The 26611-nt window shown below is 72.0% G+C and carries 21 protein-coding genes and 1 pseudogene; 10 read left to right on the top strand and 12 right to left on the bottom strand.

The window, feature by feature from the left end; genetic code table 11:
- Positions 1-6: 6 nt before the first annotated feature.
- Together H181DRAFT_RS00930 and H181DRAFT_RS00925 are read right to left on the bottom strand one after the other, a co-directional pair.
- Positions 7-2025 carry an AAA family ATPase gene (locus tag H181DRAFT_RS00930; protein ID WP_045862529.1) on the bottom strand — a complete coding sequence of 673 codons (2019 nt, stop codon included), beginning with the start codon at positions 2023-2025 and terminating at the stop codon, positions 7-9.
- Positions 2026-2528: 503 nt separating this feature from the next.
- Positions 2529-3149, bottom strand: a complete 621-nt coding sequence (locus tag H181DRAFT_RS00925; protein ID WP_045862197.1) for a uridine kinase family protein — start codon at positions 3147-3149, stop codon at positions 2529-2531.
- Positions 3150-3329: 180 nt separating this feature from the next.
- Between H181DRAFT_RS00925 and H181DRAFT_RS00920 the strand changes: the two genes are divergently transcribed.
- Both H181DRAFT_RS00920 and H181DRAFT_RS00915 read left to right on the top strand, forming a co-directional pair.
- Complete coding sequence (locus H181DRAFT_RS00920; protein WP_045862528.1) at positions 3330-4712, top strand: peptidase C39 family protein; 1383 nt, start codon at positions 3330-3332, stop codon at positions 4710-4712.
- Between the two features lie 393 nt (positions 4713-5105).
- Complete coding sequence (locus H181DRAFT_RS00915) at positions 5106-5444, top strand: histone-like nucleoid-structuring protein Lsr2 (RefSeq protein WP_045862196.1); 339 nt, start codon at positions 5106-5108, stop codon at positions 5442-5444.
- Between the two features lie 154 nt (positions 5445-5598).
- Here H181DRAFT_RS00915 and H181DRAFT_RS00910 read toward each other — a convergent pair whose 3' ends face one another.
- Entirely contained in the window at positions 5599-6660 is a 1062-nt protein-coding gene (locus H181DRAFT_RS00910; RefSeq protein WP_045862195.1) for a class I SAM-dependent methyltransferase, read from the bottom strand.
- 387 nt (positions 6661-7047) lie between these two features.
- Here H181DRAFT_RS00910 and H181DRAFT_RS00905 point away from each other — a divergent pair, with 387 nt between their 5' ends.
- Positions 7048-9738, top strand: a complete 2691-nt coding sequence (locus H181DRAFT_RS00905) for an alpha/beta fold hydrolase (RefSeq protein WP_045862194.1) — start codon at positions 7048-7050, stop codon at positions 9736-9738.
- Positions 9735-10604 (top strand): ABC transporter permease, encoded by an 870-nt coding sequence (locus H181DRAFT_RS00900; RefSeq protein ID WP_045862193.1) that lies wholly within the window; start codon positions 9735-9737, stop codon positions 10602-10604. The genes H181DRAFT_RS00905 and H181DRAFT_RS00900 overlap by 4 nt, the downstream gene beginning before the upstream one ends.
- 70 nt (positions 10605-10674) lie before the next feature.
- Here H181DRAFT_RS00900 and H181DRAFT_RS00895 read toward each other — a convergent pair whose 3' ends face one another.
- A complete protein-coding gene (locus H181DRAFT_RS00895; RefSeq protein WP_045862192.1) occupies positions 10675-11622 on the bottom strand; it encodes an alpha/beta hydrolase family protein in 948 nt (315 codons plus the stop codon).
- Positions 11623-11785: 163 nt separating this feature from the next.
- On the opposite strand from H181DRAFT_RS00895, the gene H181DRAFT_RS00890 reads away from it, so the two are divergent.
- Entirely contained in the window at positions 11786-12157 is a 372-nt protein-coding gene (locus tag H181DRAFT_RS00890; RefSeq protein ID WP_045862191.1) for a MerR family transcriptional regulator, read from the top strand.
- Positions 12158-12225: 68 nt separating this feature from the next.
- Here the strand turns inward: H181DRAFT_RS00890 and H181DRAFT_RS00885 are convergent, their stop codons facing one another.
- Positions 12226-13452 (bottom strand): epoxide hydrolase family protein, encoded by a 1227-nt coding sequence (locus H181DRAFT_RS00885; protein WP_045862190.1) that lies wholly within the window; start codon positions 13450-13452, stop codon positions 12226-12228.
- Between the two features lie 176 nt (positions 13453-13628).
- On the opposite strand from H181DRAFT_RS00885, the gene H181DRAFT_RS00880 reads away from it, so the two are divergent.
- On the top strand, positions 13629-14063 hold the full coding sequence (locus tag H181DRAFT_RS00880; protein WP_045862189.1) for a VOC family protein: 435 nt from the start codon (positions 13629-13631) through the stop codon (positions 14061-14063).
- A gap of 33 nt (positions 14064-14096) precedes the next feature.
- Here the strand turns inward: H181DRAFT_RS00880 and H181DRAFT_RS00875 are convergent.
- The 4 genes and pseudogenes from H181DRAFT_RS00875 to H181DRAFT_RS00860 form a co-directional block, all read right to left on the bottom strand.
- Positions 14097-15803 (bottom strand): annotated as a pseudogene (locus H181DRAFT_RS00875) (SpoIIE family protein phosphatase); the annotation flags it as partial.
- Between the two features lie 1927 nt (positions 15804-17730).
- Entirely contained in the window at positions 17731-17937 is a 207-nt protein-coding gene (locus H181DRAFT_RS00870) for a hypothetical protein (protein WP_045862188.1), read from the bottom strand.
- Between the two features lie 275 nt (positions 17938-18212).
- Positions 18213-18629: an SLOG family protein gene (locus H181DRAFT_RS00865; protein ID WP_045862187.1), complete on the bottom strand. Its 417-nt coding sequence runs from the start codon at positions 18627-18629 to the stop codon at positions 18213-18215.
- Positions 18630-18847: 218 nt separating this feature from the next.
- Entirely contained in the window at positions 18848-19408 is a 561-nt protein-coding gene (locus H181DRAFT_RS00860) for a GNAT family N-acetyltransferase (protein WP_045862186.1), read from the bottom strand.
- Positions 19409-19549: 141 nt separating this feature from the next.
- On the opposite strand from H181DRAFT_RS00860, the gene H181DRAFT_RS00855 reads away from it, so the two are divergent.
- The gene (locus H181DRAFT_RS00855; RefSeq protein WP_045862185.1) at positions 19550-20419 is read left to right on the top strand and encodes an alpha/beta fold hydrolase; all 870 of its coding nucleotides are present in this window, start codon (positions 19550-19552) and stop codon (positions 20417-20419) included.
- Positions 20420-20425: 6 nt separating this feature from the next.
- Here H181DRAFT_RS00855 and H181DRAFT_RS00850 read toward each other — a convergent pair whose 3' ends face one another.
- The gene (locus H181DRAFT_RS00850) at positions 20426-20974 is read right to left on the bottom strand and encodes a hypothetical protein (protein ID WP_045862184.1); all 549 of its coding nucleotides are present in this window, start codon (positions 20972-20974) and stop codon (positions 20426-20428) included.
- Positions 20975-21078: 104 nt separating this feature from the next.
- Complete coding sequence (locus H181DRAFT_RS00845; protein ID WP_045862183.1) at positions 21079-21873, bottom strand: SDR family NAD(P)-dependent oxidoreductase; 795 nt, start codon at positions 21871-21873, stop codon at positions 21079-21081.
- A gap of 284 nt (positions 21874-22157) precedes the next feature.
- On the opposite strand from H181DRAFT_RS00845, the gene H181DRAFT_RS00840 reads away from it, so the two are divergent.
- On the top strand, positions 22158-22574 hold the full coding sequence (locus tag H181DRAFT_RS00840; protein ID WP_045862182.1) for a nuclear transport factor 2 family protein: 417 nt from the start codon (positions 22158-22160) through the stop codon (positions 22572-22574).
- Between the two features lie 99 nt (positions 22575-22673).
- Here the strand turns inward: H181DRAFT_RS00840 and H181DRAFT_RS00835 are convergent, their stop codons facing one another.
- Positions 22674-25025: a transketolase-like TK C-terminal-containing protein gene (locus tag H181DRAFT_RS00835; protein WP_078895439.1), complete on the bottom strand. Its 2352-nt coding sequence runs from the start codon at positions 25023-25025 to the stop codon at positions 22674-22676.
- 137 nt (positions 25026-25162) lie between these two features.
- Between H181DRAFT_RS00835 and H181DRAFT_RS00830 the strand changes: the two genes are divergently transcribed.
- Positions 25163-25657, top strand: a complete 495-nt coding sequence (locus H181DRAFT_RS00830; protein WP_045862181.1) for an Lrp/AsnC family transcriptional regulator — start codon at positions 25163-25165, stop codon at positions 25655-25657.
- Between the two features lie 312 nt (positions 25658-25969).
- Entirely contained in the window at positions 25970-26590 is a 621-nt protein-coding gene (locus tag H181DRAFT_RS00825) for an L-threonylcarbamoyladenylate synthase (protein WP_045862180.1), read from the top strand.
- Positions 26591-26611: the final 21 nt, after the last annotated feature.

Raw genomic sequence — 26611 nt, 5'->3', positions numbered from 1 at the left:
CTCCGCTCAGCCCAGCGGGGAGGGCGGGTCGGGGCGCGGCCCGTCGGGACCGCGCCCGGAGAGCACCTCCCCGTAGGCCTGCATCAGGTCGGGAAGCCGCAGCGTGGACAGGTCCTCGCGCGTGGGCGTGCCCGGATACCCGGAGAGCCGCAGATCGCGGTACGCGCAGCTCTTCTCGTAAAGGGTGCGCAGGAAACGGCCGTTGCCCAGTTCGTCGACCCAGCCCTGGTCGACGACGTGGCCGCTGATGCTGCGCATCTCCTCGAGGCTCTCCTCGTCCCACACGTCGCCGTTCTCCGCCGCCAGGACTTCGCCGATCGCGGTCAGCTCCAGCGGGCGGTAGCTGGGGAAGTCGACACGCGTAGTGAAGCGCGACGACAGGCCCGGATTGGCCGCCAGGAGGCGGTCCATGCCCTCCCGGTAACCGGCGAGGATGACGACGAGCTGGTCGCGGTTGTCCTCCGCGCGCTTCAGCAGCACCTGCAGGGCCTCGTCGCCGTACGCGTCGCCCTTGCTGTAGCCGGAGTTGGCGAGCGCGTACGCCTCGTCGACGAACAGCACGCCGCCCAGCGCCGAGTCGATGAGCTCGTTCGCCTTCACGGCCGTCTGACCGAGGAACTCCCCGACCAGATCGGCCCGTTGGGCCTCCACCAGATGGTCGCCGCCCAGGAGTCCCAGCGCGTAGAACGCGCGGCCGAGGATGCGTGCCACCGTCGTCTTGCCCGTCCCCGACGGGCCGGAGAAGACGAAGTGCCGCTTCGGCGGCTGGACCGGCAGGCCCTGGGCGGCGCGCAGCCGTGCCATGTGGAGCTGGGCCGAGAGGGCCCGCACCTGGCGCTTGACGGGCTCCAGCCCGACCATCCGCTCCAGTTCGTCCAGCGCCTGGGCGAGCAGGACCGGGTCGGAGGGGCCCGCCAGCACGCGGTCCGTGCCGGAGTCCGCAGCGTGGGCGGCGATACGGTTCCGCACCGCGTCGGAATCCACCCGTACGGGCTCCGCCGGGTCGCCGGAGTCCTCCAGGTTCAGCGCGTCCGCCAGCGGGTCCAGATCGGGGTCCGCGCTCTCGGCGGGATCCGGGGCGTCGAAGCCGGGCGGCCCGGCGAGCGGACCGTCCGCGGACGGGAGGTCGCCGGCGTCCTGGCCGGGCTCCAGCCCGCCGGGCGGCGCGTCCGCCCCGTCGAGGCCGCCGCGCCCGCCGCCCGTTCCCGCGAGGGCGATCGTGGCGGCCACGTCGCCGGAGTCGCCGAGACCGTCGCTCTCGGCGATGGCCGTCAGCCGCGCGGCGGTGTCCATGAACGCCGGGTCGATCCGGTGCACGGCGCGGTAGAGCGGCAGCGCGGCGGCGCTGCGCCCGGTCCCCTCCCGGGCCCGTGCCAGCCAGTACCGCAGCTCCTTGCGCTGGGGCTGCTCGCTGCGGCAGCGCATCAGGGCGGAGGCGAGCAGCGGCTCGGCCTGCCCGTACATCTCCAGCCGCACGCGGGCCATCCCGGCGAACAGGCCGGCCTCGATGCCCAGGAGCGGATCCTCGACGAGGGGTTCGGTGTGGGCGACGAGCCGCTCCCAGTCCTTGGCGAGGTAGGCGCGGCAGGCGTGCAGGAAGCGCACCTGCGGATCGGTCTCCACTGGCGGGCAGTCGGCGAGCGCCCGGTCCAGCTCCGCGACGTGCCGTCCGTCGAGCCAGTGCGAGGCGTGCGCGAGGAGCAGGTCGCGCTCGCTCTCGAGCACCGGCTGTACCCACCAGCCGAGCCAGTACCAGGAGTTGAGGTTGCGGGCGTAGCGTTCGCGCTGCTCGCCGAAGCGGCGGCGGTGCTGGTACATGTGGAGAAGGGCCGTCGGGGTGTCGGCGCGCAGGGCGTGAAGTCCCAGCCAGCCGTCGGCCATTCCGGGGTCGAGCCGTACGGCGGTGTGGAACTCCTCCTCGGCCTGGGTGTACTGGCCCACTGTGTAGGCGTCCACCCCGCGCAGCCAGGCGAGATCGGCGGGGGCGTGGATGTGCGGGCCGCCGCTCTGCCTGCCGTAGTCCATCACGTCCCCCACGAAACGTCCCCCCGTCATCCGCCGACGGCCGCCCGCCTGCGTCCGGGGAGCGGGCCCCGGGCGCCCCATCACCGGACGACCGGACGAGGTGCCGGACGAACGTCCGTACTCCGGGCGGGATTTGGGGTCGGCTGACCCTGGTTTGCCCGATGTCCGCCGCCTCCAAGCATCGTACCTGCGGGGTCGTCGCGTCCGAAGGCCGTCGCGGGAGCCCTGGAGCATCGAAGCGGAAGGCTGCGCTCCGGACTGGTGTGGTGACATACGGTGAGCGCGGGGCCGGAGAATCCGTCGACGGCCCGGGTGCGGACAGGACGAAGCCCCCGATCACGGGGGAACAACCGGGGGCTTCGCGTCTGCGGGCGACCTGTACGGATCGCCTTCTGGAAAAGTAATTCCTGTGGGGTCCCCGGGTCAAGCGGCTCTGCGCGACTGTCCGCGAGACAGGCCGTACGAACGCCCAACGCGTAACGGTGCGTGACGAGTTGGAGCCGTCAGCGCTGTCCCGCGGGCCCCCTGCGCACCTCGTATCCCTGCGCTCCCCGACACACCACGTAATTCGCATACGAATACGAGGGGTCCTCGGCGAAATGCGTAGTCTCGGCACGCGTCCACTCGTCCCAGAATCCGGACAGATCCGTACCGTCCCGCCGCCTTCCGCGACCCCACGCCTCCTCCGGGGCGACGTCCATCCACAGCAGCCCCGCGAGGTGCGGGCGCAGCTCGCACCGTCCCGCCCCCACGCCCTCGATGAGCACCACTGGGGCGGCGGGAGCGGCCCCGGCTGCGTCCGGTGACGACGGGAAGCGGCCCTGCGCCCAGTCGTAGCGGACGTAGCGCGCGGGGCGGCCCTCGGCGAAGGGGGTGAGGACCTGCTCCGCGAACCGTGCGGCCCATCCGAAGAAGGACGCGTGGGTGGCGAAGTCGTCCAGATGCAGCACCGGTGCAGCGCCCAGACGGGCGGACAGCACACCGGCGAACGTCGTCTTGCCCGACCCGGCGTGCCCGTCCACCGCCACGAGCCGCACAGGCCCGCACGAGGGGGGTGCGGCGGACAGCTCCGCGGCGAGGGAGACGGGGTCCAGGACGGTGTGAGGGTCCGCTTGCCGGGGCATCGCATTCAGCGTACGGCCCGCGCGGGACCGCCCCCTCCGGGGCTGCGCAGTGGTCCAAACCAATATTGGTGGGTGCGTTCGGCGGGCCGATCCCTGGCACGGGGGGCGCCGCAGCGGAGATAGTGGCAGTCTGACGCGCACCTGACGCCGCATGGGAACCGAGTTGAGGGATCTATGGCCATGAACAGCAGACCCGCCACGCGCCGAACCGTCCTGGCTGCCGCCGTAGCCACCGCAGCCGGGGTAGCAGCCGGACAGCCCGCGTCCGCCGCCGGGCTGAGCACGGGCGCCGGGGCGGGCACACGGGCGGGCGGCGGTGCGTCGCACGTCTCGCTGCGCAGCTGGCACCGCTACCGCGACTGGGCGGAGGGCAAGGCCGAGGGCGTACGCGCCGTCAACTCGGGCCGTCCCCGCATCGTCTTCGAGAGGCCGCAGGGCACCACCAAGTACAAGGACCCCCACACCGACAAGACGGAGACGTGGGAGTACGCCACGTGGACCTCTCCGCTGCGCGAGGCGGGCGTGGACGCGGGCGAGATCATCACGTCCTGGAACGCGCACACCCCCGCCGGCACCTGGCTCCGCATCGAGCTCAAGGGCCTCTACTCCGACGGCACGAAGTCGCCCTGGTTCACGATGGGCATCTGGACCGCCGGCGACGGCGAGGACGTGCCGCGCCGCACCTCCGTCGACGACCAGAGCGACGACAAGGCCAGCGTCTGGACGGACACGCTCGCCGTCGACGACCTGGCGAGCGGCCTGCGGGTGATCGCCTACCAGGTGCGTCTGACGCTGTACCGCGCGCTCGCCAGCGGCGCCGAGCCGGCCGTGTGGCGGCTGAGCGCCATGTGCTCCGACGTCCCCGACCGGTTCGAGGTCCCCGCCTCCGAGCCGAGCCTGCCGCGCGGTGTCGAGCTGGACGTGCCGCCCTACTCGCAGGAGATCCACAAGGGCCAGTACCCCGAGTACGACGGCGGCGGCGAGGCCTGGTGCAGCCCGACGTCCTCGCAGATGATCATCGAGTACTGGGGGCGCAAGCCGTCGGCGAAGGACCTGGAGTGGGTCGACCCGTCGTACGAGGACCCCCAGGTGTGCCACGCCGCACGCCATGCCTTCGACTACCAGTACGAGGGGTGCGGGAACTGGCCGTTCAACGCGGCCTACGCGGCGACCTACCGGGACATGGAGGGTGTCGTCACCCGCCTGGAGAGCCTGACGGACGCGGAGCGCCTCGTCGCGGCCGGCATCCCCCTCATCACGTCGCAGTCCTTCATCGAGTCCGAACTCGACGGCGCGGGCTACGGAACGGCAGGGCACCTCATGACGGTCGTCGGCTTCACCGACGACGGCGACGTCATCGCCAACGACCCGGCCTCCGAGGACAACGACGCGGTCCGCAACGTCTACAAGCGGCGCCAGTGGGAGAACATCTGGCTGCGCACCAAGCGCAAGGACGCGGACGGCAAGGTCAAGTCCGGTACGGGCGGCGTGTGTTACCTCTACTTCCCCCGTGAGATCACGGCGCGCCAGAAGGCCGTGCTGAGGTCCGTGGGAGTGCGCTGAGGTCACACCGGCACGCGCGCGGAACAGGGCCCCTCCCGGCGTTCGGGAGGGGCCCTTCCGGTCTCCCGAAGGGAGACGCGGGAAGTCTCCCGCGAACTCCGGGAATTGGTTCCCGACCCCGATTTCCGCCGCCGCGAACGGCCCGGCCGCCCGCTCCGCAACACGGGCGCGTACCCATGCGCAGGCCCGGAAGGAATGCGGCCCGGCGTGAGGATGCTCCCCGTCGACGAGAACTCCCCCTCCACGGCGGGAGGAATTTCGGTGCCGCCGCCGACCGGCCAGCATATTACGTCTGGGTGCTACAAGTAGCCTCGACGCAACAGGAATTGACGGGAAGTTCCGCAGCGGTCAATATGTAGCTTCTTCTTCAGATGATCCCGGAAGGAACCCATCATGGCGCAGCGGGTCGTGACTCTCCTCATCGATGACATTACGGGTGAGGAGTCCGAAGACGTCACGAACGTGCAGTTCTCCGTCGCCGGCACGGATTTCGAGATCGACCTCAACGACAAGAACCACGCCGAGTTCATGAACGCCCTGGCGCCCTACATGGAAAAGGGCCGGCGCATCAAGCGGAGCCGAAAGGGCGGTGGGGCGGCCCCTCGGTCCTCCTCCGCGGGGGCGAAGGACACGGCGAAGATTCGCGAATGGGCGAAGAGCCAGGGCCACAACGTCAACGAGAGGGGACGGGTGCCGGCTCACATCCGCCAGGCCTACGAAGAGGCCCACTGACCCCTCTCGGCACCCTGGAATGCGGTGCCGCACCGGCCCTGCCCGGCCGCTCGTGACGGTCGGGCAGCCCCGCCCGGCGGGAGCACTTCCGGAAGCGGCGTGACGGCTGGAGACTCCGCGGCTGCGGGCTTCGACTGCCCGGGCAGTCCTGTCGTCAGGACGTCCGGCGGGCCAGCACCCGGTAGGTGTTGGACATGCCGCGTTTGCGTCCGATCGGCGCGACGAGGCGGTCGACCAGCAGTGCGGCCACCACGACGGGCAGGCTCACCAGGAACGCCGCCTTGCGCAGCGCCTTGCGGAGACGTGACGGCGGAGCCGCGCGCCAGGCCAGGTCCTCTCCGGAGATCGTGGCGGCGTTCACGAGGAGGAGCGCCGCGTTCACCGCGTCCGTGGCGATGTGCGGTTCGGCCCGCTGCTCGGCGACCACGGTGAACCCCAGATCCGTCAGCCGGGCGCGCAGGTTCGCGATCGGCATCATGTGGAGGTGCTGCGGCTGCAGCCAGGGCGTCCACCAGCGGCCGAGCAGCCGGTTCCAGGCGCATTCGGGGTCCGGCAGCTCGATGGAGAGGTACCCGCCCGCGGGGAGCGCCCTGCGGGCCGCTGCTATCTCCGCTCCCGGATCAAGGGTGTGTTCGAGGTAGTGGTACATGCTGATCACGTCGTACTGGCCGGCGATCCCGTCGGCGAGTTCGACGAAGTTGCCGTGGTAGGACTTGCGGATGCGCCCCTCCTGCTGGGCGAGCAGGACGCCGTCGGTCATGTCGAGGCCGTCGAACTCGGTTTCCGGCAGCACCCTCTTGGCGTCCTGCGGGAAGTGGCCGTGCCCGGTGCCGACGTCGAGCCACTGCCGGGGCGTGCCTGCTGAGGCGAGGACCATGCGGGCCCGCCCCTCGTGCCCCGCGCGGTTGAACTGGAGCGTGGAGTTCATGTCCTGTTCGCCGAGTCCGTCGTAGAAGTCCCGGTAGTAGAATTCGAGACCTTCGGCGTTCAGGCGCGGATTCTGGAACACGTGCCCGCAGTCCGTGCAGGATTCCAGGACGAATCGGCCCGGCTTGTGCTGTATGACGTCCGAGGTGCGCAGCACTACTTCGAACGGCTTCGCCGACGCGCACCAAGGACAGGTCTCCCGCCGGGCTTCGAAGAACCGCTCGGTTCCGTCGGCGAGGTCGGACAGGTACGCCGGTCTGCGCGCGGCAATCATTTCGCTCTTCGTCATGGGCGCGGATGCTATACGTTCCCGCCCGCCCCGAGCCGCGAGTTGTCCGCGCCCTATGGAGTTCACGGTCGCCGATCCTGCTCCAACTCGCCTGTTTCCGGCTCAATTCGCTGATCCGGGAAGGGGGAAGCGAGGGGAGCGGCCTCCTGCCGCGGAGAGCCGCGCGGCCCGCACCGCAATGGCCGCCTCCGGCGCGTACCGGCGAACAATCCGTCCTCGCCGGATCGTTCCGAGTTCCGGCGTGCGAACGTTGTACCGGGTCCCGCTGCCGGCCGGGATCCGTACTGCGGTGGTTGTAGGGCGGCGCGTGCGCGTACGCCCGGGAGCCGAGCCGGAATCCACCTGGAGACCCCGCCAATCCGCCGTCCGTCCTTCTAGGGTTCGACCATGGATCTGCGAAAGAGCCGGGGAGACCGGCCGGTCACCTGGCCGGACCGGCTGCGCGGCACGACGCGCCGCACCCGCAGGACGCTGCTCGCCGGCGTCGCCGCCGTGGCCGTGCTCGCCGGCGCGGGCACATGGAGCGCGACGGCGTCCGGGGATGAGCCGCCCGTCGAACGGGTCGACCGGACCTTCGCCATGCCGGGCGCGAAGATCGACGCCTCGTACTTCACCTCGGGCCCCCGCTCCGCGAAGCGGCCGGTCGTCCTGCTCGGCCACGGATTCGGCGGCGACAAGGACGACATGCGCGCGCAGGCGCAGAGCCTTGCCCGGCAGGGCTACGCCGCACTGACGTGGTCGGCGCGCGGCTTCGGGGACTCGACCGGAGAGATCGGCCTGAACGACCCCGAGCACGAGGTCGCGGACGTCTCCCGGCTGATCGACTGGCTCGCCCGGCGCCCCGAGGTACGGCTCGACGGCGGCGGCGACCCGCGGGTCGGCATCACCGGAGCCTCGTACGGCGGTGCGATCGCCCTGCTCGCGGCGGGACACGACGACAGGGTCGACGCCATCGCGCCGCGGATGACGTACTGGAACCTCGCCGACTCGCTGTTCCCGGACGGGGTCTTCAAGAAGCTCTGGGCGGGGGTCTTCTTCGGCTCCGGCTCCCCGCAGGGCGGCTGCGGCCGCTTCGAGGCGGAAGTGTGCGAGATGTACGAGCGGGTGGCGGTGAGCGGCGAGCCGGACCGCGCCGCGCGCCGGCTCCTCGAGGCACGCAGCCCCTCCGCGGTCGGGGACCGGATCAAGGTGCCCGCACTGATCGCCCAGGGCCAGGCCGACTCCCTCTTCCCGCTCGGCCAGGCGGACGCCATGGCCAAGGCGATAAGGGCCAACGGTGCGCCCGTCTCCGTCGACTGGTTCGCGGGCGGCCACGACGGCGGCGACCCGGAGACCGCACGCCTCGACGCCCGCACGGCAGCGTGGTTCGACCGCCACCTGAAGGGCGACAAGGGCGTCGACGCCGGACCGGCCTTCCGCATCACGGAATCCGGAGGTGTGGACTCCACCGACGGCACCGTCCGGACGCGGGGGGCGACCGGCGCCTCCTACCCCGGGCTGCGCAGCGGGGCCCGCGAAGTCGCCCTCGACGCGGGGGAGAAGCGCTTCGAGAACCCGGCCGGCGCGGGACCGCCCTCGATCTCGTCCGTTCCCAGCCTCGGCGGCGGACTCTCGCAGCTGTCCTCCCTCGGCGTCGGCGGCCTGAACGTCGACTTCCCCGGCCAGCACGCACGGTTCGACTCCCGGCCGCTGACGAGTCCGCTGCGCGTCACCGGCTCCCCCACCGCCAAGGTGCGGGTCAAGTCCGAGGGTGACGCCGACGCCGTGCTCTTCGCGAAGGTGTACGACGTCGGGCCCGACGGCAGAGCGACCCTGCCCTCCCAGCTCGTCTCCTCCGTCCGCGTCAGCGGCGCCCAGCGGGGCAGGACCGTGGAGATCCGGCTTCCCGCCGTGGACCACGAGGTCGAGGCGGGCCACCGGCTCCGGCTGGTCCTCGCCACCACCGACCTCGGCTACGCCTCCCCGGCCGAACCCGGCTCGTACACGGCTTCCCTGGCCGGCGGCCTGAGCGTCCCCACCGCCGACGGCGTCAGCACCGAGGCCGCGCCGCTGCCCGCCTGGGTCTGGGGGCTGCCGCTCGCCGGCGCCGCCGCCGCGGTCCTGCTGGTGACCGTCCGGCGCCGCGCACCGGCTCCCGCTCCCGAACCGGAGCTCGCCGAAGTGCCCCTGCAGATCACCGGGTTGACGAAGCGCTACGCGAAGTCCGAGGGCAGGTACGCCGTACGCGACCTGTCCTTCCGCGTCGAGAAGGGCCAGGTGCTCGGACTGCTCGGCCCGAACGGCGCGGGCAAGACCACGGCCCTGCGCATGCTGATGGGTCTGGTCACGCCCGACGCGGGCGAGATCCGCCTCTACGGGCACGCCGTGCGGCCCGGCGCCCCGGTGCTCTCCCGGGTCGGCTCCTTCGTCGAGGGCGCCGGCTTCCTCCCGCACCTGTCGGGCCGGGCCAACCTGGGGCTGTACTGGGCCGCCACAGGGCGCCCCGCCGAAGACGCCCGCATGGACGACGCGCTGGAGATCGCGGGGCTCGGGGACGCCGTACAGCGCGCGGTGCGCACGTACTCCCAGGGCATGCGGCAGCGGCTCGCCATCGCCCAGGCCATGCTGGGCATGCCGGACCTGCTGATCCTCGACGAGCCCACCAACGGGCTCGACCCGCCGCAGATCCGCGAGATGCGCGAGGTCATGATCCGCTACGCCGCCCAGGGCCGCACCGTGATCGTCTCCTCGCACCTGCTGGCAGAGGTCGAGCAGTCCTGCACCCATCTCGTCGTCATGGACCGCGGACGGCTCGTGCAGGCAGGCGCGGTCAAGGAGATCACCGGCTCCGGCGAGACGCTGCTCGTCGGCGTCGACGGCCCGCCCCTCGGGGACGCAGAGCTGGGCAAGGTGGCCGGACTGCCCGGCGTGCTGTCCGCCGTACGGGCCGACGACGGACTGCTGGTGCGGCTGAGCGGCGCGAGCCCGTCCCAGCTGCTCGCGGAACTCGTGGGGATGGGGATCCCGGTGAACGGCTTCGCGCCGCACCGCCGCCTGGAGGACGCCTTCCTCACCCTCATCGAAGGAGAGACCTCGTGACCGCCCAGTCGGGGACCGCATCGGGCTACCGGCCGGGCCGCACGCTGCCCTTCCGGGTGGAGGCCGTACGGCAGTTGCGCCGCCGCCGCACCGCGGTGGTGGCGGTGATCCTGGCCGTCCTCCCCTTCGTCCTCGTCCTGGCCTTCGCGATCGGCGGCGACGGCGAGGGCGGTGACGGGGCGGGCAGCGAGCGGCGGATCAACCTGATGGACACCGCCACCGCCTCCGGGCTCAACTTCGCCACGTCGGCGCTGTTCCTCTCGGCCGGGTTCCTGCTGGTCGTCCCCGTGGCGCTGTTCTTCGGGGACACCGTGGCCTCGGAGGCCGGATGGTCGTCGCTGCGCTACCTGCTGGCGGCACCCGTGCCGCGCGCGCGGCTGCTGTGGAGCAAGCTGAGGGTCGCGCTGACCTTCAGCCTGGCCGCGATCGTGCTGCTGCCCCTGCTGTCCCTGGCCGTGGGCACGGTCGCCTACGGGTGGCAGCCGCTCCGGAGCCCGGCCGGCGGCGCGATCCCCGAGGACGCCGCCCTGCTGAGGCTCGCGCTGGCCGTCGCGTTCGTCTTCGTCTCCCAACTGGTCACGGCGGGCCTGGCGTTCTGGCTCTCCACGGTCACCGACGCGCCGCTGGGCGCGGTGGGCGGAGCCGTGGGCCTGACCATCGTCGGCAACCTGCTCGACGCCGTCGAAGCCCTCGGTTCCTGGCGGGAGTTCCTGCCGGCCCACTGGCAGTACGCCTGGGCGGACGCGCTGCAGCCCCAACTGGAGTGGGCGGGGATGCTGAAGGGGAGCTCGGTCTCGGTGACCTACGCCCTGGTGCTGTTCGCCTTCGCGTTCCGCGGGTTCGCCAGGAAGGACGTCGTCTCCTGAACCCGGCGCTCCGGTGCGGGAGACGGGCCGACCGCTCGCCCGGGGTGTCGACGGCGTCGCGGTGCGCGGCTCATCCGGATTCGATCCGGCCCAGGGGCGCGGCGCTGTCCACGAGGCTCTTCTGCACCGCCGTCCAGCTGCCGTCCTCGACGCCGAGCGCGTGACGGAGATAGGCCCACGTAGCGCGCTGGACCAGGGCGACCCGCTCGGGGTTCTCGTCCGTCGTCTCCCGGGCGTCGTAGCCGGCGATCCCGCCGAGGGAGTGCTCGGCCCCGAACAGGGTGAGCAGGCTCTTGCCGCCCGGGCTCAGGACGTAGGGGTCGGTCGTCCACTCCGGCCCACGGACCGACAGCGGGGAGTCGTCCCGGTCCCCGGCGACGACGAGGGCCGGGGTCCTCATGCCGTCGAAGAGGGGGTTCATGAAGGGGAAGTGCTCGGCCGCGAAGGGTGTGAGCGCGGCTCCGCCCTCCCCGGCGGTGGCGAGCAGCACGCCTGCCGTGATCCTCGGGTCGGACAGGTCCTCCGCCATCCCGCTCACGGGGTCGACGACGCGCAGCCCCAGCAGGTTGCCCGCCGTCTGACCGCCGAAGGAGTGGCCGGCCGCCGCGATGCGGCTCCGGTCCGTGCGGCCGCTCAGGCCGGGGACGGCCGCCTCCAGCCGGTCGAACTGGTCGAGGACGCGCTTGAGGTCCTCGACGCGGAACCGCCAGAGCCGGGCGGTGCGGGCGTCGTCCTGCGCGAGGCCCACCGTCCTGGAGTCGAGGTGGGTGGGCTGGACCACCACGAAGCCGTGCGCGGCCCAGAAGTCGGTCAGAGGCCCGTAGCCGTCCAGCGAGGAGCCGAAGCCGTGCGAGAAGACGACGGCCGGCAGTTCCGTGCCCGTCACTGGTGCGGAGACCTTCACGCGCAGGTCCTCGCCCCGTCCCGGTGCCTCCAGCACCACCGGCTTCACCGAGACGACGGGGGCGGGGGAGAGGGGTGCGGCCACGTCCGCGGCCGCCGGGGCCTGCTGTCTCATGGAGGTCCTCCTTTCCGCGTTCCGCTGCGAAAGATGTGGAGACTCGCTGGTCACGGGCTCGTCCCTCGCCTCGTACGGAGGGGCGGGCCGTTGCGGGATACGCTAGAACCTGACGTTGACGTCAGAGGCAAGAAGCGTGGCCGGCCCACAGCGGGGAGAGATCATGCGCATCGGCGAGCTCGCGGCCAGGACGGGCGTCAGCGTTCGCGCGCTGCGGTACTACGGGGAGCAGAACCTGCTCGCACCGGAACGCAGCGCCAGCGGCCAGCGGCACTACCCGGACAGCGCGGTCGAGCGCGTCCGGCTCATCCAGCAGCTGTACGCGGCGGGGCTGCCGAGCAAGTCGATCTCGGACCTGCTGCCGTGCGTCGTGGACGGCCGGGCCACGCCGGAGCTGCTGGAGCGGCTGTCGGCCGAACGGGACCGCATCGACAGCCGGATCGGCGATCTGGTGGGCGCCCGGGACAGGCTGGACGCCGTCATCGGCGCGGCCGGCGCCAACCTGCGAACGGGCAGGAGCTGCCGCCCCGGGTAGCCGCCCGCCGCGCTCCGGGGGTGCGGCCCCGTCCTCGCTCGCGCGAGCACGCCGGTGCCGCACGTTCCTCAGCGGCGGCCGCGGAAGGTGCGGCGCAGGTCCCCGACCCAGGCGTCGGGGACCTCCCAGGGGATGAAGTGGCCGCCGTCGTCATGGGCGGTGAGGTTGACGGGGTCGAACCAGCCCTCGCGCATCCGGGACCAGAAGCCGGCGCGCTGCTCGGTGGTGACGCCGGGCGGGTTCTCGTAGCCGACGAAGGTGATCCCGACGGGGGCCTCGATGACGGGGCGGCGGTCGTGGACGGGCGTCCAGGGACAGCGGTTGGCGTTGGCGTAGTAGCGGACCGACGTGCCGATCGCGTTGTTCACCCAGTAGATCATCGCGTGGGTGAGCAGGTCGTCCTTGGTGAAGACCGTCTCGACGTCGCCCCCGCAGTCGCTCCAGCTCCACCAGCGCTCCAGCAGCCAGGCCAGCATGCCCACCGGGGAGTCGGTCAGGCCGTAGGAGAGGGTGCTGGGGTCGAGGGTGTGGGCGCACAGATGGACGGCGTTGCGGCGCTCCATGGCGACGAACTGCCGGTGGACGTCCTCGGGCAGGCCCTCGGGAAGCGGCTTGCCGCGGCTGAGGTCCCAGGCGCGGTCCCCGGTGAAGAAGTCGAGGTTCAGGCCGGAGCCGATGTGGATCGCGTGCAGCTCGCCGGGGTACTTGTGGCCGAGCTGGCTGGTGATCAGGCCGCCGATGTCGCAGCCGCCGGCGGCGTACTTCCCGTATCCGAGGGTGCGGGTCATGAGGGTGTGCCAGAGGTCGGCGGCCTTCCAGAAGTTCATGTCCGGGTGGTCCGGCAGCGGCGTCGAGAAGCCGAAGCCCGGCAGGGAGGGCACGATCACGTCGAACGCGTCGGCCGGATCGCCGCCGTACGCGGCCGGGTCGGCGAGAGGCCCGATCACCTTGGACCAGTGCCAGAACGTCCAGGGCCAGCCGTGGCTGAGAATCAGCGGCACCGGGTCCGGCCCCACGCCGGGCTTGCGCATGAAGTGCACGGGGACGCCGTCGACTTCGGTGCGGTAGTGCTCGTAGGCGTTGAGGCCGGCCTCGGCCTTCCGCCAGTCGTACTCGTCGCGCCAGTACTCGGCCAGCTCCTGGAGGAAGGCGCGTCCCACGCCGTAGGACCAGTCGTCGTTGCCGACGTCGTCCGGCCAGCGGGTCAGCCGCAGCCGGGTGCGGAGGTCCTCCAGGACCTCCTCGGGGACGTGGATCGGACTGGGCTCCAGCGGGAAGGGCACGGAACCTGGCACGGAGGGGTCACCGCCTCGGGTGGGTGTTCGACGTCGGAGTCGCGGGGCGAGGTCGCTTGGAATTCGCGCTTGGGCAGGGGCGGTCGGACAGGTCCGGAGCCTCGGCGACATGTCTGAAAATGCCGTATCTGCAAATACCGGAGAAAGCGCAGGTGCCTCCTTGCTACCGTGCGCCGATGTCATCGATCAAGCAGTTCCAAGTCACTTTCGACTGCGCGGAACCTCGGCGCGTCGCCCGTTTCTGGTGCGAAGTGCTGGGATACGTCGTGCCGCCGCCACCGGAGGGGTTCGCCACGTGGGACGAGGCCGAGAGTGCGATGCCCCCGGAGCGCCGGGGCGCGTGGGCCGCGTGCACCGATCCCTCAGGTGTGGGTCCGCGGCTGTTCTTCCAGCGCGTTCCCGAAGGGAAGGCCGTCAAGAACCGGGTGCATCTGGACGTACGGGTCGGCACGGGACTCGTGGGTGAGGAGCGCGTGGCGGCGCTCGAGGCCGAGTGCGAGCGGCTGGTCGCGCTCGGCGCGGTACGCGTACGGCTGCTGCCCGCCGACGGCGTCGACGAGTCGTGCCTGGTGATGCAGGACGTCGAGGGCAACGAGTTCTGCCTCGACTGACGCCGCGGGCCGGTGGCCGCATCCGAGGGGTCGTCAGCTGTCGGGCGGCCGGGGCACCGCCTGCTCGGCCCAGATGATCTTTCCGTCCTCCGTGTAGCGCGTACCCCAGCGTTCGGCGAGCTGGGCCACGAGGAACAGGCCCCTTCCGCCCTCGTCCATGGTGGCCGCGTAGCGCAGGTGCGGCGAGGTGCTGCTGTGGTCGAAGACCTCGCAGAAAAGCGTGCGGTCGCGCAGCAACCGCACGTTGATGGGTCCCGCGCCGTGCCGCATGGCATTGGTGGTCAGTTCGCTGAGGATCAGCTCCGTGGTGTCCACGAGCTCCTCCAGTCCCCACTCCGAGAGGAGTTCGGCGACGGCGGCGCGTACGCGGCGCACCGCGGCGGGGTCCGACTCGACGTCCCACTCGGCCACCTGCCCGGCGTCGAGCACGCGCGTACGGGCCACCAGGAGCGCGATGTCGTCGCTCTGCGACTCCGGGAGCAGGGCGTCGAGGACGGCGTCGCACGTCTCCTCCGGCGACTGGTCCACGCGCGCCAGGGTCTCGCGGAGCAGCCTCAGCCCGGTGTCGATGTCCTGGTCGCGGCGCTCGACGAGCCCGTCCGTGTACAGGACCAGCCTGCTGCCCTCGGGGAGCCGCAACTCGGCCGTCTCGAAGGGCTGTCCGCCGATGCCGAGCGGAAGGCCGGCCGGCACGTCCGGGAACTGCACAGTGCCGTCGGGGTGGGTGAGCGCGGGCGTCGGATGGCCGGCCCTGGCCAAGGCGCACACGTGGGAGACGGAGTCGTAGATCGCGTACAGGCAGGTGACGCCCGCGACGGTGGTCTCGTCCCCGGCGGCGACGGCGTCCTGGTCGATACGGGTGACCAGCTCGTCGAGGTGGCCGAGGATCTCGTCGGGCGGCAGGTCCAGAGCGGAGAAGTTGTGCACCGCCGTGCGGAGGCGGCCCATGGTGGCGGCGGCGTGCAGTCCGTGCCCGACGACGTCGCCCATGACGAGGGCCACCCTCGCCCCGGGCAGCGGGATGACGTCGAACCAGTCGCCGCCGACCCCTTCCTGCGCGGGAAGGTACCGGGAGGCGACCTCGACGGCGTTCTGCTCCGGCAGCGCGCGAGGCAGCAGGCTCCGCTGCAGGGCGACCGCCGTGGCGTGCTCGCGCGTGTACCGGCGGGCGTTGTCGAGCGAGACCGCGGCGCGGGCCGCCAGTTCGGCTGCGAGGAACAGGTCGTCCTGCTCGAAGGGCTCCGGCTTCTCGGCCCGCCAGAAGTTGACGACGCCCAGCAGCATGCCGCGGGCGGGCAGCGGAGCCGTGATGAGCGAGTGGATCCCGTATTCGAGGATGCGGGAGGCCCGGTCGTGGCCCATCGACTGCCACCCCCGCGACTCGCTGAGCCGGGGCACCAGGATCGCCTGCCCGCTCTCGATGCTGCGGGCAGGAGGGGACGACGGCACGAAGGTGATCAGTTCGCCGACCGGGAAGAGCGGCGCGTCCTCGCGGATGCCGCTGTAGGCGAGGCGCCGCATCCGGGTGCCGCCGTCGGCGGAGCCGACCCTGATGCCGGTCACTTCCGGCTCGTCACCGCGCAGCACGGACTCGGCCAGCTCGACGGTGACGAAGTCGGCGAAGCGCGGCACCGCGACCTGCGCCAGTTCCTCGGCCGTGTGGATCACATCGAGGGTCGTGCCGATGCCGCCCGTCGCGTCATAGAGCAACTTCAGCCGGCGCCGGACCAGTTCGACCCGCTGGGATGCCTCACCGATCATCTCCATGACGTCGTCGGTGCCGATGTGCTCCTCGCCGGCGACCGCGTCGACCGCGAGACGCGCCGACGCCGCGCCGACCGAGCCGGCGAGCTGGGCTTCCGCGTGGTGGGCCAGCTCCGGCGCCGCCTCGGCCGCCGGCGACTCGGGCTTCCTCCCCGGATAGGAGCTCATCGCACGGCGGGCTCCCTCCCGTCCGAGGAAGCGCTCCAGCAGCGCCTGCAGCTCGCCGACGGTGGCACGCGTCTGCCAGCGCCGCCGCTCCCTGACGGGCTCCGCGAGGACTTCGACGAACTGCAGGGCTTGCGTCCGCTCGGCGGGATCAGGCCTGCCCGCGAGCGAGACGCCGATGTACGCGCCGATGTTCAGCAGCGCGCTCCAGAACATGGCGTGGCTGATGTGGTCCATTCCCGTCAGGCCGAACAGGTGCTCCGGCCGGAGTACCTCGATGCCCAGCGGGCCGTTGCGTACGAAGGACGAGGGCAGCAGTCCGGCGTCGGCGAAGATCGGCAGCAGCAGGGTGTACGTCCACACCGCGAACCCCGCCAACAGGCCGGCGAGCGCTCCGTGGCGCGTGCCGCCCTTCCAGAAGAGTCCGCCCAGGATCGCGGGCGCGAACTGTGCCACCGCCGCGAACGACACGGTGCCGATGGAGCCCAGCGCCGGGCCCTCCCCGGCGAGCCGGAAGTAGGAGTAGCCGAGCAGCAGCACCAGGACGATCGTCGCCCGGCGGATGCCGAGCACCAGTCCGGCGACGTCGGCACGGTGCGTCAGCCGGGGCCTGACCCGCAGCAGGAACGGCATGACGAGCGAGTTCGACACCATGGTGCTGAGCGCGATCGTCTCGACGATGATCATGCTGGTGCCGGCGCTGATGCCGCCGATGAAGACGAGCAGCGCGAGCACCTGCGGGCCCTCGGCCATCGGCAGCGCCAGCACGAACGTGTCGGCGTCCACGGAACTCCCGAACTTCAGCAGCCCGCCGGCCGCGATCGGCAGCACGAAGAAGGTGATCGCGAGCAGGTACAGCGGGAAGAGCCACATCGCCCGCTTGAGGTGGCCCTCGTCGACGTTCTCCACGACGATCATCTGCCACTGCCGCGGCAACAGGACGATCGCCAGCATGGACAGCACGTTGAGCCAGACCCACTCCCCGTACCCGGTCTCCTCCCGCACGGTGAACAGCCCGCTGTGTCCGGCGTCCGCGGCCTGGGAGAACAGGTCGCCGAACCCTCCGAACACCCAGAAGGTCACGAAGATCCCCGCCGTGAGGAACATCAGCAGCTTGACCACGGACTCGAACGCGACGGCCGCGACGATGCCCTCGTGGCGCTCGGTGGTGTCCAGGTGCCGCGTGCCGAAGAGGATCGTGAACGCCGCGAGCAGCAGAGCCACGTAGAACCCGGTGTCCTGGAACAGCGGGACGTAGCTCAGCTCGGAGGTGGAGGTGATCTCGGGGTGCCTGCGGAGGATCTCGAAGGTGTTGGAGATCGCTTTGAGTTGCAACGAGATGTAGGGGACGATCCCCACGACGGCGATGACCGTCACCAGTCCGCCCAGCGCGGCGCTCTTCCCGTAGCGGGCGGAGACGAAGTCGGCCAGCGAGGTGATCCGCAGCCGGCGGCTGACCCGGATGATCCTCCGCAGCACCAGCCAGCCCAGCGCGAACATGACCATCGGCCCGAGATAGACCGACAGGAAGCCCACACCGGCCGTGGCCGCCGTGCCCACGTTGCCGTAGAAGCCCCACGCGGTCTCGTACACCGCGAGGGAGAGCGCGTAGACGGTGGCGTTGTTGATCACGCTCCGGCCGGCGTCTGCCCGCCGGTCGGCGTGGAAGGCCACGGCGAAGAGCAGACCGAGGTACCCCACCGAGACAGCGACGATGACCCAGGTCTGAAGCACGGCGCTACTTCGATCTGCCGCCGATGACGGCGACGAGCCCGATCACGACCGCCCAGACGGTGTACAGGTAGGCCCAGAGGAGCGGGACGCCGAACGCGAGTTCCTCACGGTCGAACTGCGCGAGCAGCGGAGGAACGATCAGCACCAGCCCGAGCGCCGCCACGGCCACCAGCCGCCCGGCGAGCTGTTCGTCGTCTCGCGAGTCCGCCACGGGCCGCCGCCTCCGAATCCTCGATGTTCCGCCGTGGACCGTCCAGGACGTCCAGTGCTGCGACGCCGCTCGGCACCGCCATGACCAGCACTCGGACCAGTCCAACACGGCACCGGGACGCGTCGCGGACCGCCACGCCGCCTCACTGCCTGCCGCCCGGCGGTACGGCGGGAGCGGGCACGGCGCCGGCTACCCGTCCGGGGCGGGGACCTGCGTGCGTGCCGGGGTGGAGTCCGGCCGGAGGGCGGCGCGGCACCGCCTCACCGGTCACGCCGTCATGCCGTCCACCGTCTGACCGGGATACCGGCTTCGGAGGCGAGGGCGGCGCACGCGTTGGCGTCGTGGGAGGTGTGCGGCTTGGGGCGGCGGCACCTGACGGAGGTGCAGGGACCGGCGAAGACCAGGCACAGATCGGCTCCGGCGCTGACCATGCGCTGGTCGCGTACGTGTTCGGCCTCGTGGCCGAACGTCTCCCGGTCGGCCGGATGCGCCTCGACGGGGACGCCGTTGGCGGCACACCAGCCGGACGCCTGCGCGTCCGGGCCCTCAGGGCGGGCGCCGTGGACGACGACGATGCCGCCTGCCCCGTCGCGGAGAGCGTCGTCCCGGACTTCGAGGAGGGCGCCGGCGACCCGCTCCTCGTCGTCCCACGTCCGGGACCCGGTGACGAGTACGCGCCGGAAGTCGCTCATGCTGCGGTCTCTCCTCGTGCGGTCGGGGCGGGCCAGTCGATTGTGACGGACGCGGAGGAGCCGCGGGCCGGTACTCCCTGCTCCCTGTGGCTGTTCCCTGTGGTCCGCCGCTCACCGGCGGCAGTCTGGTGCAGGTGGCCGCGGGCAGCTCCGTCCGGCGTCAACACAACTGCCCCGACGGCGAATTGGAGATGAACCGCGTCCCGTCAGCTCGGACGCTACGGCCGCCGCTCCCACTCGGCCCGGGTGAGGACGTACTCGACCTCGCCGTGCTCGGAGCCCTCGATGGCCTCCGGCCAGTCGCCGGTGAAGCTCCGCAGGAACGACAGGCCCGACTTCTCCATGACACGCCGGGAACCGGCGTTGACCGCCATGGTGTTCGCGGTGACCCGCACCACGCCGAGCTCCTCGAATCCCTTGCGGATCAGGGCCCTTGAGCCCTCCGTGGCGTAACCGCGGCCCCAGGCGCTCCTGTTGAGCCGGTATCCGAGTTCGACCACGGAGGCGTCGTGCGCGTCCAGGGGCCTGAACTCGAACCAGCCGAGGAAGACATGGGTGTCCTTCTCCTGCGCCGCCCAGTAACCCCGTCCGCCGATGCACGGGTACTCCCGCATCAGCCCCGGCAGGGTGCGCTCCCGGATGCCCTCGCGGTCGGCCGGTCTGCCGCCGTTGATGTAGCGCATGACGTCCGGGTCGCTGTGCAGCGCGAGCAGGTTGCCGGCGTCCGCTGCCGTGAACGGACGCAGCACGAGCCGTTCGGTCTCCAGGAAGGCGTCCACGGCGTCATCCTCACCGCCGGACACCCGGGCCCGCCACCGATATTCGCGGCGCCGCCGCCCGCCACGGAAGTCCTCGTCTCCGCCCTTGCGCGTGGGCCGCGAGCGCGGTGAGTTCTGCGCCCCGAGCGAGTCGGTATCCGTATGGACACCGAGAAGCTCGAGACTCCCGGGGCGGACCTCGTCCACGACGTACGCGGCCCGCTTCCGCCCGACGGCGGGCGCCCGCCGCTGATGATGATCGGCCAGCCGATGGACGCCTCCGGCTTCACGGCGCTGGCCTCGCACTTCCCCGACCGCACCGTCGTCACCTACGACCCCCGCGGCCTCGGCCGGAGCACCCGCAAGGACGGCCGGTCCGACCACGAGCCGCTGACGCAGGCCGGCGACGTGCACGCCCTCATCTCGGCACTCGCCGCGGGCCCCGTCGAGATGTTCGCGAGCAGCGGCGGCGCCGTCACCGCCCTCGCCCTCGTGGCGGAGTACCCCGGCGACGTGACGGTCCTGGTGGCGCACGAGCCCCCGCTGCTCACGGTGCTGCCCGACGCCCGGGCGGCCGAGCGGGCCCGCGCAGAGGTGCGGGACGCCTACGAGAGCAAGGGCTGGGGAGCGGGGATGGCCGCCTTCGTCGCGATGGCGTCCTGGCAGGGCGAGTTCACCGACGACTACTTCGCCCGGCCCGCCCCGGATCCCGCATCGATGGGCATGCCAGACGGCGACGACGGGTCCCGTGACGACCCGCTGCTCTCCGACAGGTCCTGGGCCGTCAGCGGCTACCGGCCGGACGTCCATGCGCTCGGGTCGTCAGCTACCCGGATCGTGATCGCGGTGGGGGAGGAGTCCCGGGGAACGCTCACCGGACGCACCTCCGAGGCCACGGCCGGTCTGCTCGGCCGGCGGGCGGCCGTCTTCCCCAGCCACCACGGGGGCTTCCTCGGTCCCGAGTCCGGCCACGCGGGCCGGCCGGAGGACTTCGCACGCCGCTTGCGCGCGGTCCTCGACGAGACCGGCTGAGCGGTGTCACGCGGTGGGTGCCCCCTCGTCCCGGCACACGGAGCACCGGTCCGAGCCGTCCCACCCGTCCCAGCCGAACGCCCGCGGCGACAGCGAGCGCCCTTCGAGTTCCTCGCGCACCGCGACCCTGTACGCCCACACCGCGCCGATGTAGGGGTGGTACACGTCGTGGAAGGCCGCGGACGTGAGGGACGCTCCCTCCGCGACCGCGCGCTGAAGGGCCCGGAGGTGCTCGAACATCTCCTGGCCGGCGGCGGCGACGGCGGCCGTCGCGTCGATGAACAGCCGCTCCCTGGCCTCGTACAGGCCCGCGTCGCTCAGCGCCGCGCGGGCGGCGGCCCTCCGTTCGGTGCCGCCACGGCCGGACTGGGCGAGCTCCCGCAGGCCCGAGTGGCAGACACCCGCGGCGGAGATGAAGTCGATGTAGACCTCTCGCCTGCGGGCCCCGACGCCCCTGCCGTCCTCCCGGCGATTGCGCAGATAGTCCGCCAGAACCGTGCCGGAGACGGCCAGCGTGCCTCCGCTCACCGTCGCGACGAGAGTCCCCCAGTCCACGTCTGCCCCCGCAGCGAATCGAAGATCGACGCCACGAACCTACCTGTACGCGTGGCGGGCGCGGACGCGGGCCCGGCCCGGCGAGGGCGCGCGGTGCCCGGCGGTCACGGGATGAGAGTCGGAGCGACGCCGCCGTCGACGCGCAGGGCCGCTCCCGTGGTGGCCGACGCCTGCTCCGAGGCGGCGTAGAGGACCAGCGCGGCGACCTCGTGCGGACGGATCAGCCGGCCCAGCAGCGAGGTCGGGCGCTCCTGTTCGATGAAGGCGCGCTCGGCCTCGGCGAACGAAGTGCCCGGTCCGACGCGGTCGTTGATGAACTCCTCGACGCCGGGAGTCAGCGTCGGCCCCGGGAGGACGGAGTTGACCGTGACGCCGGTGCCCGCCACCTCCTGGGCCATGCCGCGCGAGAGGGCGAGCTGCGCCGTCTTCGTCATGCCGTAGTGGACCATCTCCGTCGGCGTCATGACGGCGGACTCACTGCTGATGAAGAGCACGCGCCCCCAGCCGCGGCCGGCCATGCGGGGAGTGTGATGGCGCGCCAGCCGGACGCCGCTGAGGACGTTGACGTCGAAGAAACGCTGCCACTCCGCGTCGGGGATCTCGAAGACCGGCGCGGCCGAGAAGATGCCTGTGTTGTTCACGAGGACGTCGCAGTCCGGCACCGCCTGGATCAGCCGCCGGGTCCCCTCGGCCGTGGACACGTCCGCCGCCACGGGGCGCACCGCTTCCGAGCCCGCCTCCGCGGCGACCGCGCGGGCGGCTTCCGCGGTGCGCTCCTCGTCGCGTCCGTTGACCACGACGTCGGCCCCGGCCGCGGCCATCGCGACCGCTATGGCCTTCCCGATGCCGGCGGTGGATCCGGTGACGAGGGCGGTCCGGCCGGAGAGGTCGATCTGCATGAGGGCCTTCCTTCACGGCGTCCGGGCGTGAACGGCGGACGCGGGTCGGTGCGGTGCGTTCTGGGTCGCAGAAGGGGACGGTCCGGACCGTACTTGCGTGCGCATGTAATTGCAAACGCGCTATAAATCTGTGCGCGGGTTACCTGTGCCCGGTGAGAATCGTGTCGTGCCCTGTCCGGCTGCCTGTCCTGACCGGTTGTCCTGGTGGGGCGTCCTGGCGGGTCGTGCATCCGGGCCGGCCGTCCGGCCGCACGCCCCACTGCCCGCCGGTGTACGGTCCGGGGATGACTGAGGCGGACGGCGCGGCCGCGGAGCGGCGAGACCCCGGAGCCGAGGCCGCCGTCGAGCGGATCGCCGCCGTCGCGGCGGACTGGGCGGCGGCGATCGTCTCCAACGACCCGGAGTGCATCGCCGAGTTCATGGCCGACGAGTGGGTGATGGTCTCCGAGACGGGCATCTCGCCCAGAGCCGAGTTCCTCTCGCACGTCGCGTCGGGCGATCTGACGCACTCCGCCATGGAACTCACCGGCCGCCCCAGGATCCACGTGTACGGCGAGACCGCGGTCCTCACCGGACGGGTGACGAACACGGCTCACTACCGGGGCCGCCGCTTCGAGGCCGACGAGTGGACCACCGATGTCTTCGTACGGCGGGGCGGCCGCTGGCTGTGCGTCCTGAGCCAGATCACCGCGGCACGCTGACACCGCCGGGCCTGCCCGGCCCGCCGTGCTTCACGGGCTGCCGGCTCGCATGCGCCCTGCCGTACGGCGTCCGCGTGCCGTCGAGGCGGCGCCCGGGGGTCAGTCCGTCAGGTCCAGGGAGGCCCCGACGATCCCGTCGGCGTCGATGCCGTGGTGGCGGTGGACGTCGGTGAGGGTGCCGCTCTGGCCGAATCCGGTCACTCCCAGGGTGCGGCTGGGCACCTGGTTGACCCCGGCCAGGAACGCCAGCGTGTGGGGGTGCCCGTCGAGGACGGTGACCATGGGCCTGGCGCGCTCCGGCGGGAAGATCTGCCCGAGGATCCAGTCGGAGCCCTCCTGCAGCCCCTGCCGTGCCCGCACCGCCCGGAAGAGGAGGTCCGCGCTGGTGACGCACACGACGTCCGCGCCCACGCCGAGTTCGGCGAGCCGGTCCGCGGCGGCGAGCGCTTCGGGGACCATCGCGCCGGCCGCGGCGATGGTCAGCGACGGCTCGGCGTGGCGGCGCAGCATGTATCCGCCCGCGACGGTCTGCCTGCGGCGGCGCTCCCTCGCGGCGGGGTCGGCCGGCACCCCGGCCAGCGACTGGTCCACCGAACGGGTCGACAGCCGCAGGTACGTCGACCCGCCGTCGGGCTTCCCCAGACGGGAGAGCCCCGCGAGGAGGCACCACTCCAGGTCGAGGGCGAAGGCCGGTTCGTAGGCGGTGCAGCCCGGCTGCTCCAGGCCGATCGAGGGGGTGATGACCGACTGGTGGGCGCCGCCCTCGGGTGCGAGGCTGACGCCGGACGGGGTGCCCACGAGGATGGACTGGCCGCCCGCGTACATCCCGAAGGACCACGGCTCCAGCGCGCGGCCCACGAACGGGTCGTAGACCACGCCGATCGGCATCAGCGGCCTGCCCCACCTGCTCCACGTGGCGCCCAGCTCCCCGAGCAGGCCCACCAGGTTGGTCTCCGCGATGCCCAGTTCGATGTGCTGCCCGCCGGGCTGCTCCCGCCAGTGCAGGATCGTCTCCGCGTCGTCGGCGAACCAGTCCCGGCGCTCGGTGGGGGACCAGGTGCCGACCTTGTTGAGCCAGCCTCCGAGGTTGGTCGTCGAGGCGACGTCCGGGCTGACGGTCACCACGTGCCGTGCCGTCGCGGGGGCCTGCCGCGTCAGGTCCAGCAGGGCCCGGCCGAGGGCCTGCTGGGTCGAGCCGCTGCCCGAGGGGGTGCGCTTGAAATCCGTGGGGACCTGCGGCGGAGGCCGCAGCGGGGCCGGGTCACGCCGGAGGCGCGCGGCCGTGCGTTCACACAGGCCGGCCTCGGCGCTGCCCTGCGGGAACCGTTCCCAGGGCCGTTCCGGATCCGCGCCGACGTCCCGTGCGAGCTCCGCCATCTGATCGCCGGTCAGGAGGGCCGAGTGGTTCTGGGGGTGCCCGGCCGTCGCGAGGCCGTGGCCCTTGACGGTGTAGGCGAACACGACGGTGGGACGGGTGTCGTCGATGGCCGCGTACGCGTCCGTCAGCGCGCCCAGGTCGTGGCCTCCGAGGTTGCGGATGACGGCGTCGACGGAGGCGTCGTCCAGCCCGTCGAGCAGCGCGGCGATCTTGTCGCTGCCGGGGCCCGACCCCGGCAGCCGCTCGCGCAGCTGCGTGGCCGAGCAGCGCAGCAGCCGCTGGTACTCGGGGTTGGTCATCTCGTCGATGCGTGTGCGCAGGGCGTCGCCGCCGGGTTCGGCGAACAGCTTCTCCAGCAGGCGGCCGTACTTGACGGTGATGACCTGCCAGCCGGCGGCGGCGAACATGCCCTGGAGCCGCGTGGCCGAGATGTTGGGCACGACCCTGTCCAGGGACTGCCGGTTGAAGTCCACGATCCAGACGACCTCGCCGAGTTCGGCCACGCCCGGGTCGAGGATCGCCTCCCAGCAGGCTCCCTCGTCGAGTTCGGCGTCCCCGATCAGGGAGTACTGGCGTCCCGAACCGCCGTCCTGGAAGCGGGCGTTGACGTACCGGCGGGCGACGGCCCCCCAGACGGGCGCCGTCGCGCCGATGCCCACCGAGCCGGTGGAGTAGTCGACGGGGTCCGGGTCCTTCTCACGGCTCGGGTAGCTCTGCAATCCGCCGAAGCTGCGCAGCGTCGTCAGGTAGGACTCGTCCAGCTCGTCCAGGAGGTAGTTCACGGCGTGCAGCACGGGAGAGGCGTGCGGCTTGACGGACACACGGTCCTCGGGGCCCAGTTCGTGGAACCAGAGCGACGTCATGATCGACGTCATGGAGGCGCTGGACGCCTGGTGGCCGCCGACCTTCAGGCCCGTCGGGTTCGGGCGGACACGGTTGGCGTGGTCGATGATCGCCGTGGACAGCCACAGGACTCGCTGCTCGACGGCCCGCAGCACGTCGAGGTCCCTGTCGGCGGGCCCCGCCGCCACTGAGCCGGACCGGTCCGCTGCCGCCTGGGTTTCCGTGGTCATGGCGTCCATCCGAAGCAGAGAAGTCAGCAGATTGCATCTGAATGACAGCAGGGCGATGATGACCGCACAAGTTGCGCGTCATCCACTGAGCAATATGCCCAGTCAAACCACCCCCCGACACGGCGAGGTTGAGCAGAGTGACAGGCGAGGAGCCCCTCGACGGCGTCGACGCGCGGCTGCTGCTCGCCCTCGCGGACGAGCCGCGCGCTCCGGTGATGGCGCTCGCCCAACGGCTCGGCCTGTCCCGCAACACCGTCCAGGCACGGCTTTCGAAGCTGGACCGCAGGGGGGTGCTGCACTCGTTCGAGCGCCGCATCGACCCGGCGGCGCTGGGCTACCCCATGTCGGCGGTCATCACCACACGGGTGACGCAGCGGCGGCTGGAGGAGGTCGCGGACGTGCTGAGGCAGATCCCCGAGGTGGTGGAGGTCGACGGCCTCAGCGGCGAGACCGACGTGCTGGTGCGCGTGGTGGCCGTCGACGCGGACGACCTGTACCGGATCGCCGGGCAGGTCCTCGCCAGCCCGGGCGTTGAGCGTACGAGCACCGCCCTCGTCATGCAGAAGCTGGTCGGGCACCGCCTCGCCCCGCTGCTCCGGCGGGCGGCGGGCGAGTCGCCGGAAGGCGTGTGACGGCCGCCGTCCCGCCGCACCCCCCCGCCCGCACTGCCGCACCTGCCGCGCCCTCTCGGTGAGCCCGGTCCGCCGCCGCAGCAGCCTGCGCAGCGTGTCGGCGTGCTCGCGTCCCACCGTCCGCACGACCGCCGCCGCGCAGTGCCGCGCGTACCTCCCCGGACGCCCGGCCTCCCCGGACGGCGCGCATGTACGGCACGCACCGGCCGCCGGCGGGCACGGCGGCTGCCTCACCCGGCCAACGGCGCGACCACGGCGTCCAGTTGGGCCGGGCGTGGGGGATGAGCCGCCGTGGTCACGTAGGCTCGGTGGATGGCCAAGTACTACGACGTGCACCCCGAGAACCCGCAACGCCGCACGATCAGCACGGTGGCCGACAGCATCCGCTCCGGCGCGCTCGTCGCCTACCCCACGGACTCCTGCTTCGCGCTGGGGTGCCAGCTGGGAAGCCGCGACGGCATCAACCGGATCCGGTCGATCCGCAACCTCGACGACCGCCACCACTTCACGCTCGTCTGCCAGAACTTCGCGCAGCTCGGCCAGTTCGTTCACGTCGACAACGATGTGTTCCGGGCCGTCAAGGCCGCTACGCCCGGGAGTTTCACCTTCATCCTCCCGGCGACCAAGGAGGTGCCGCGGCAGCTCCTGCACCCGAAGAAGAAGACGGTGGGGGTCCGGATCCCCGACCACGCCGTGACACAGGCCCTGCTCGCGGAGCTCGGGGAGCCGGTGCTCTCCAGCACGCTGCTGCTGCCCGACGAGGAAGAACCCATGACGCAGGGCTGGGAGATCAAGGAGCGGCTCGACCACGTGCTGGACGCGGTGGTCGACTCCGGCGACTGCGGCACCGAGCCGACCACGGTGATCGACTTCTCGGGTGGCGGCGTCGAGATCGTACGGCGCGGAGCGGGCGACACCTCACGCTTCGAGTGACACCCCGGGCCGCGCCCCGCC

The organism is Streptomyces sp. WMMB 714 (genome assembly GCF_900090125.1).
Taxonomy (GTDB): domain Bacteria; phylum Actinomycetota; class Actinomycetes; order Streptomycetales; family Streptomycetaceae; genus Streptomyces; species Streptomyces daqingensis.
The sequence above is the reverse complement of the archived record's forward strand: the minus strand, read 5'-3'. Positions and strand labels throughout refer to the sequence as shown.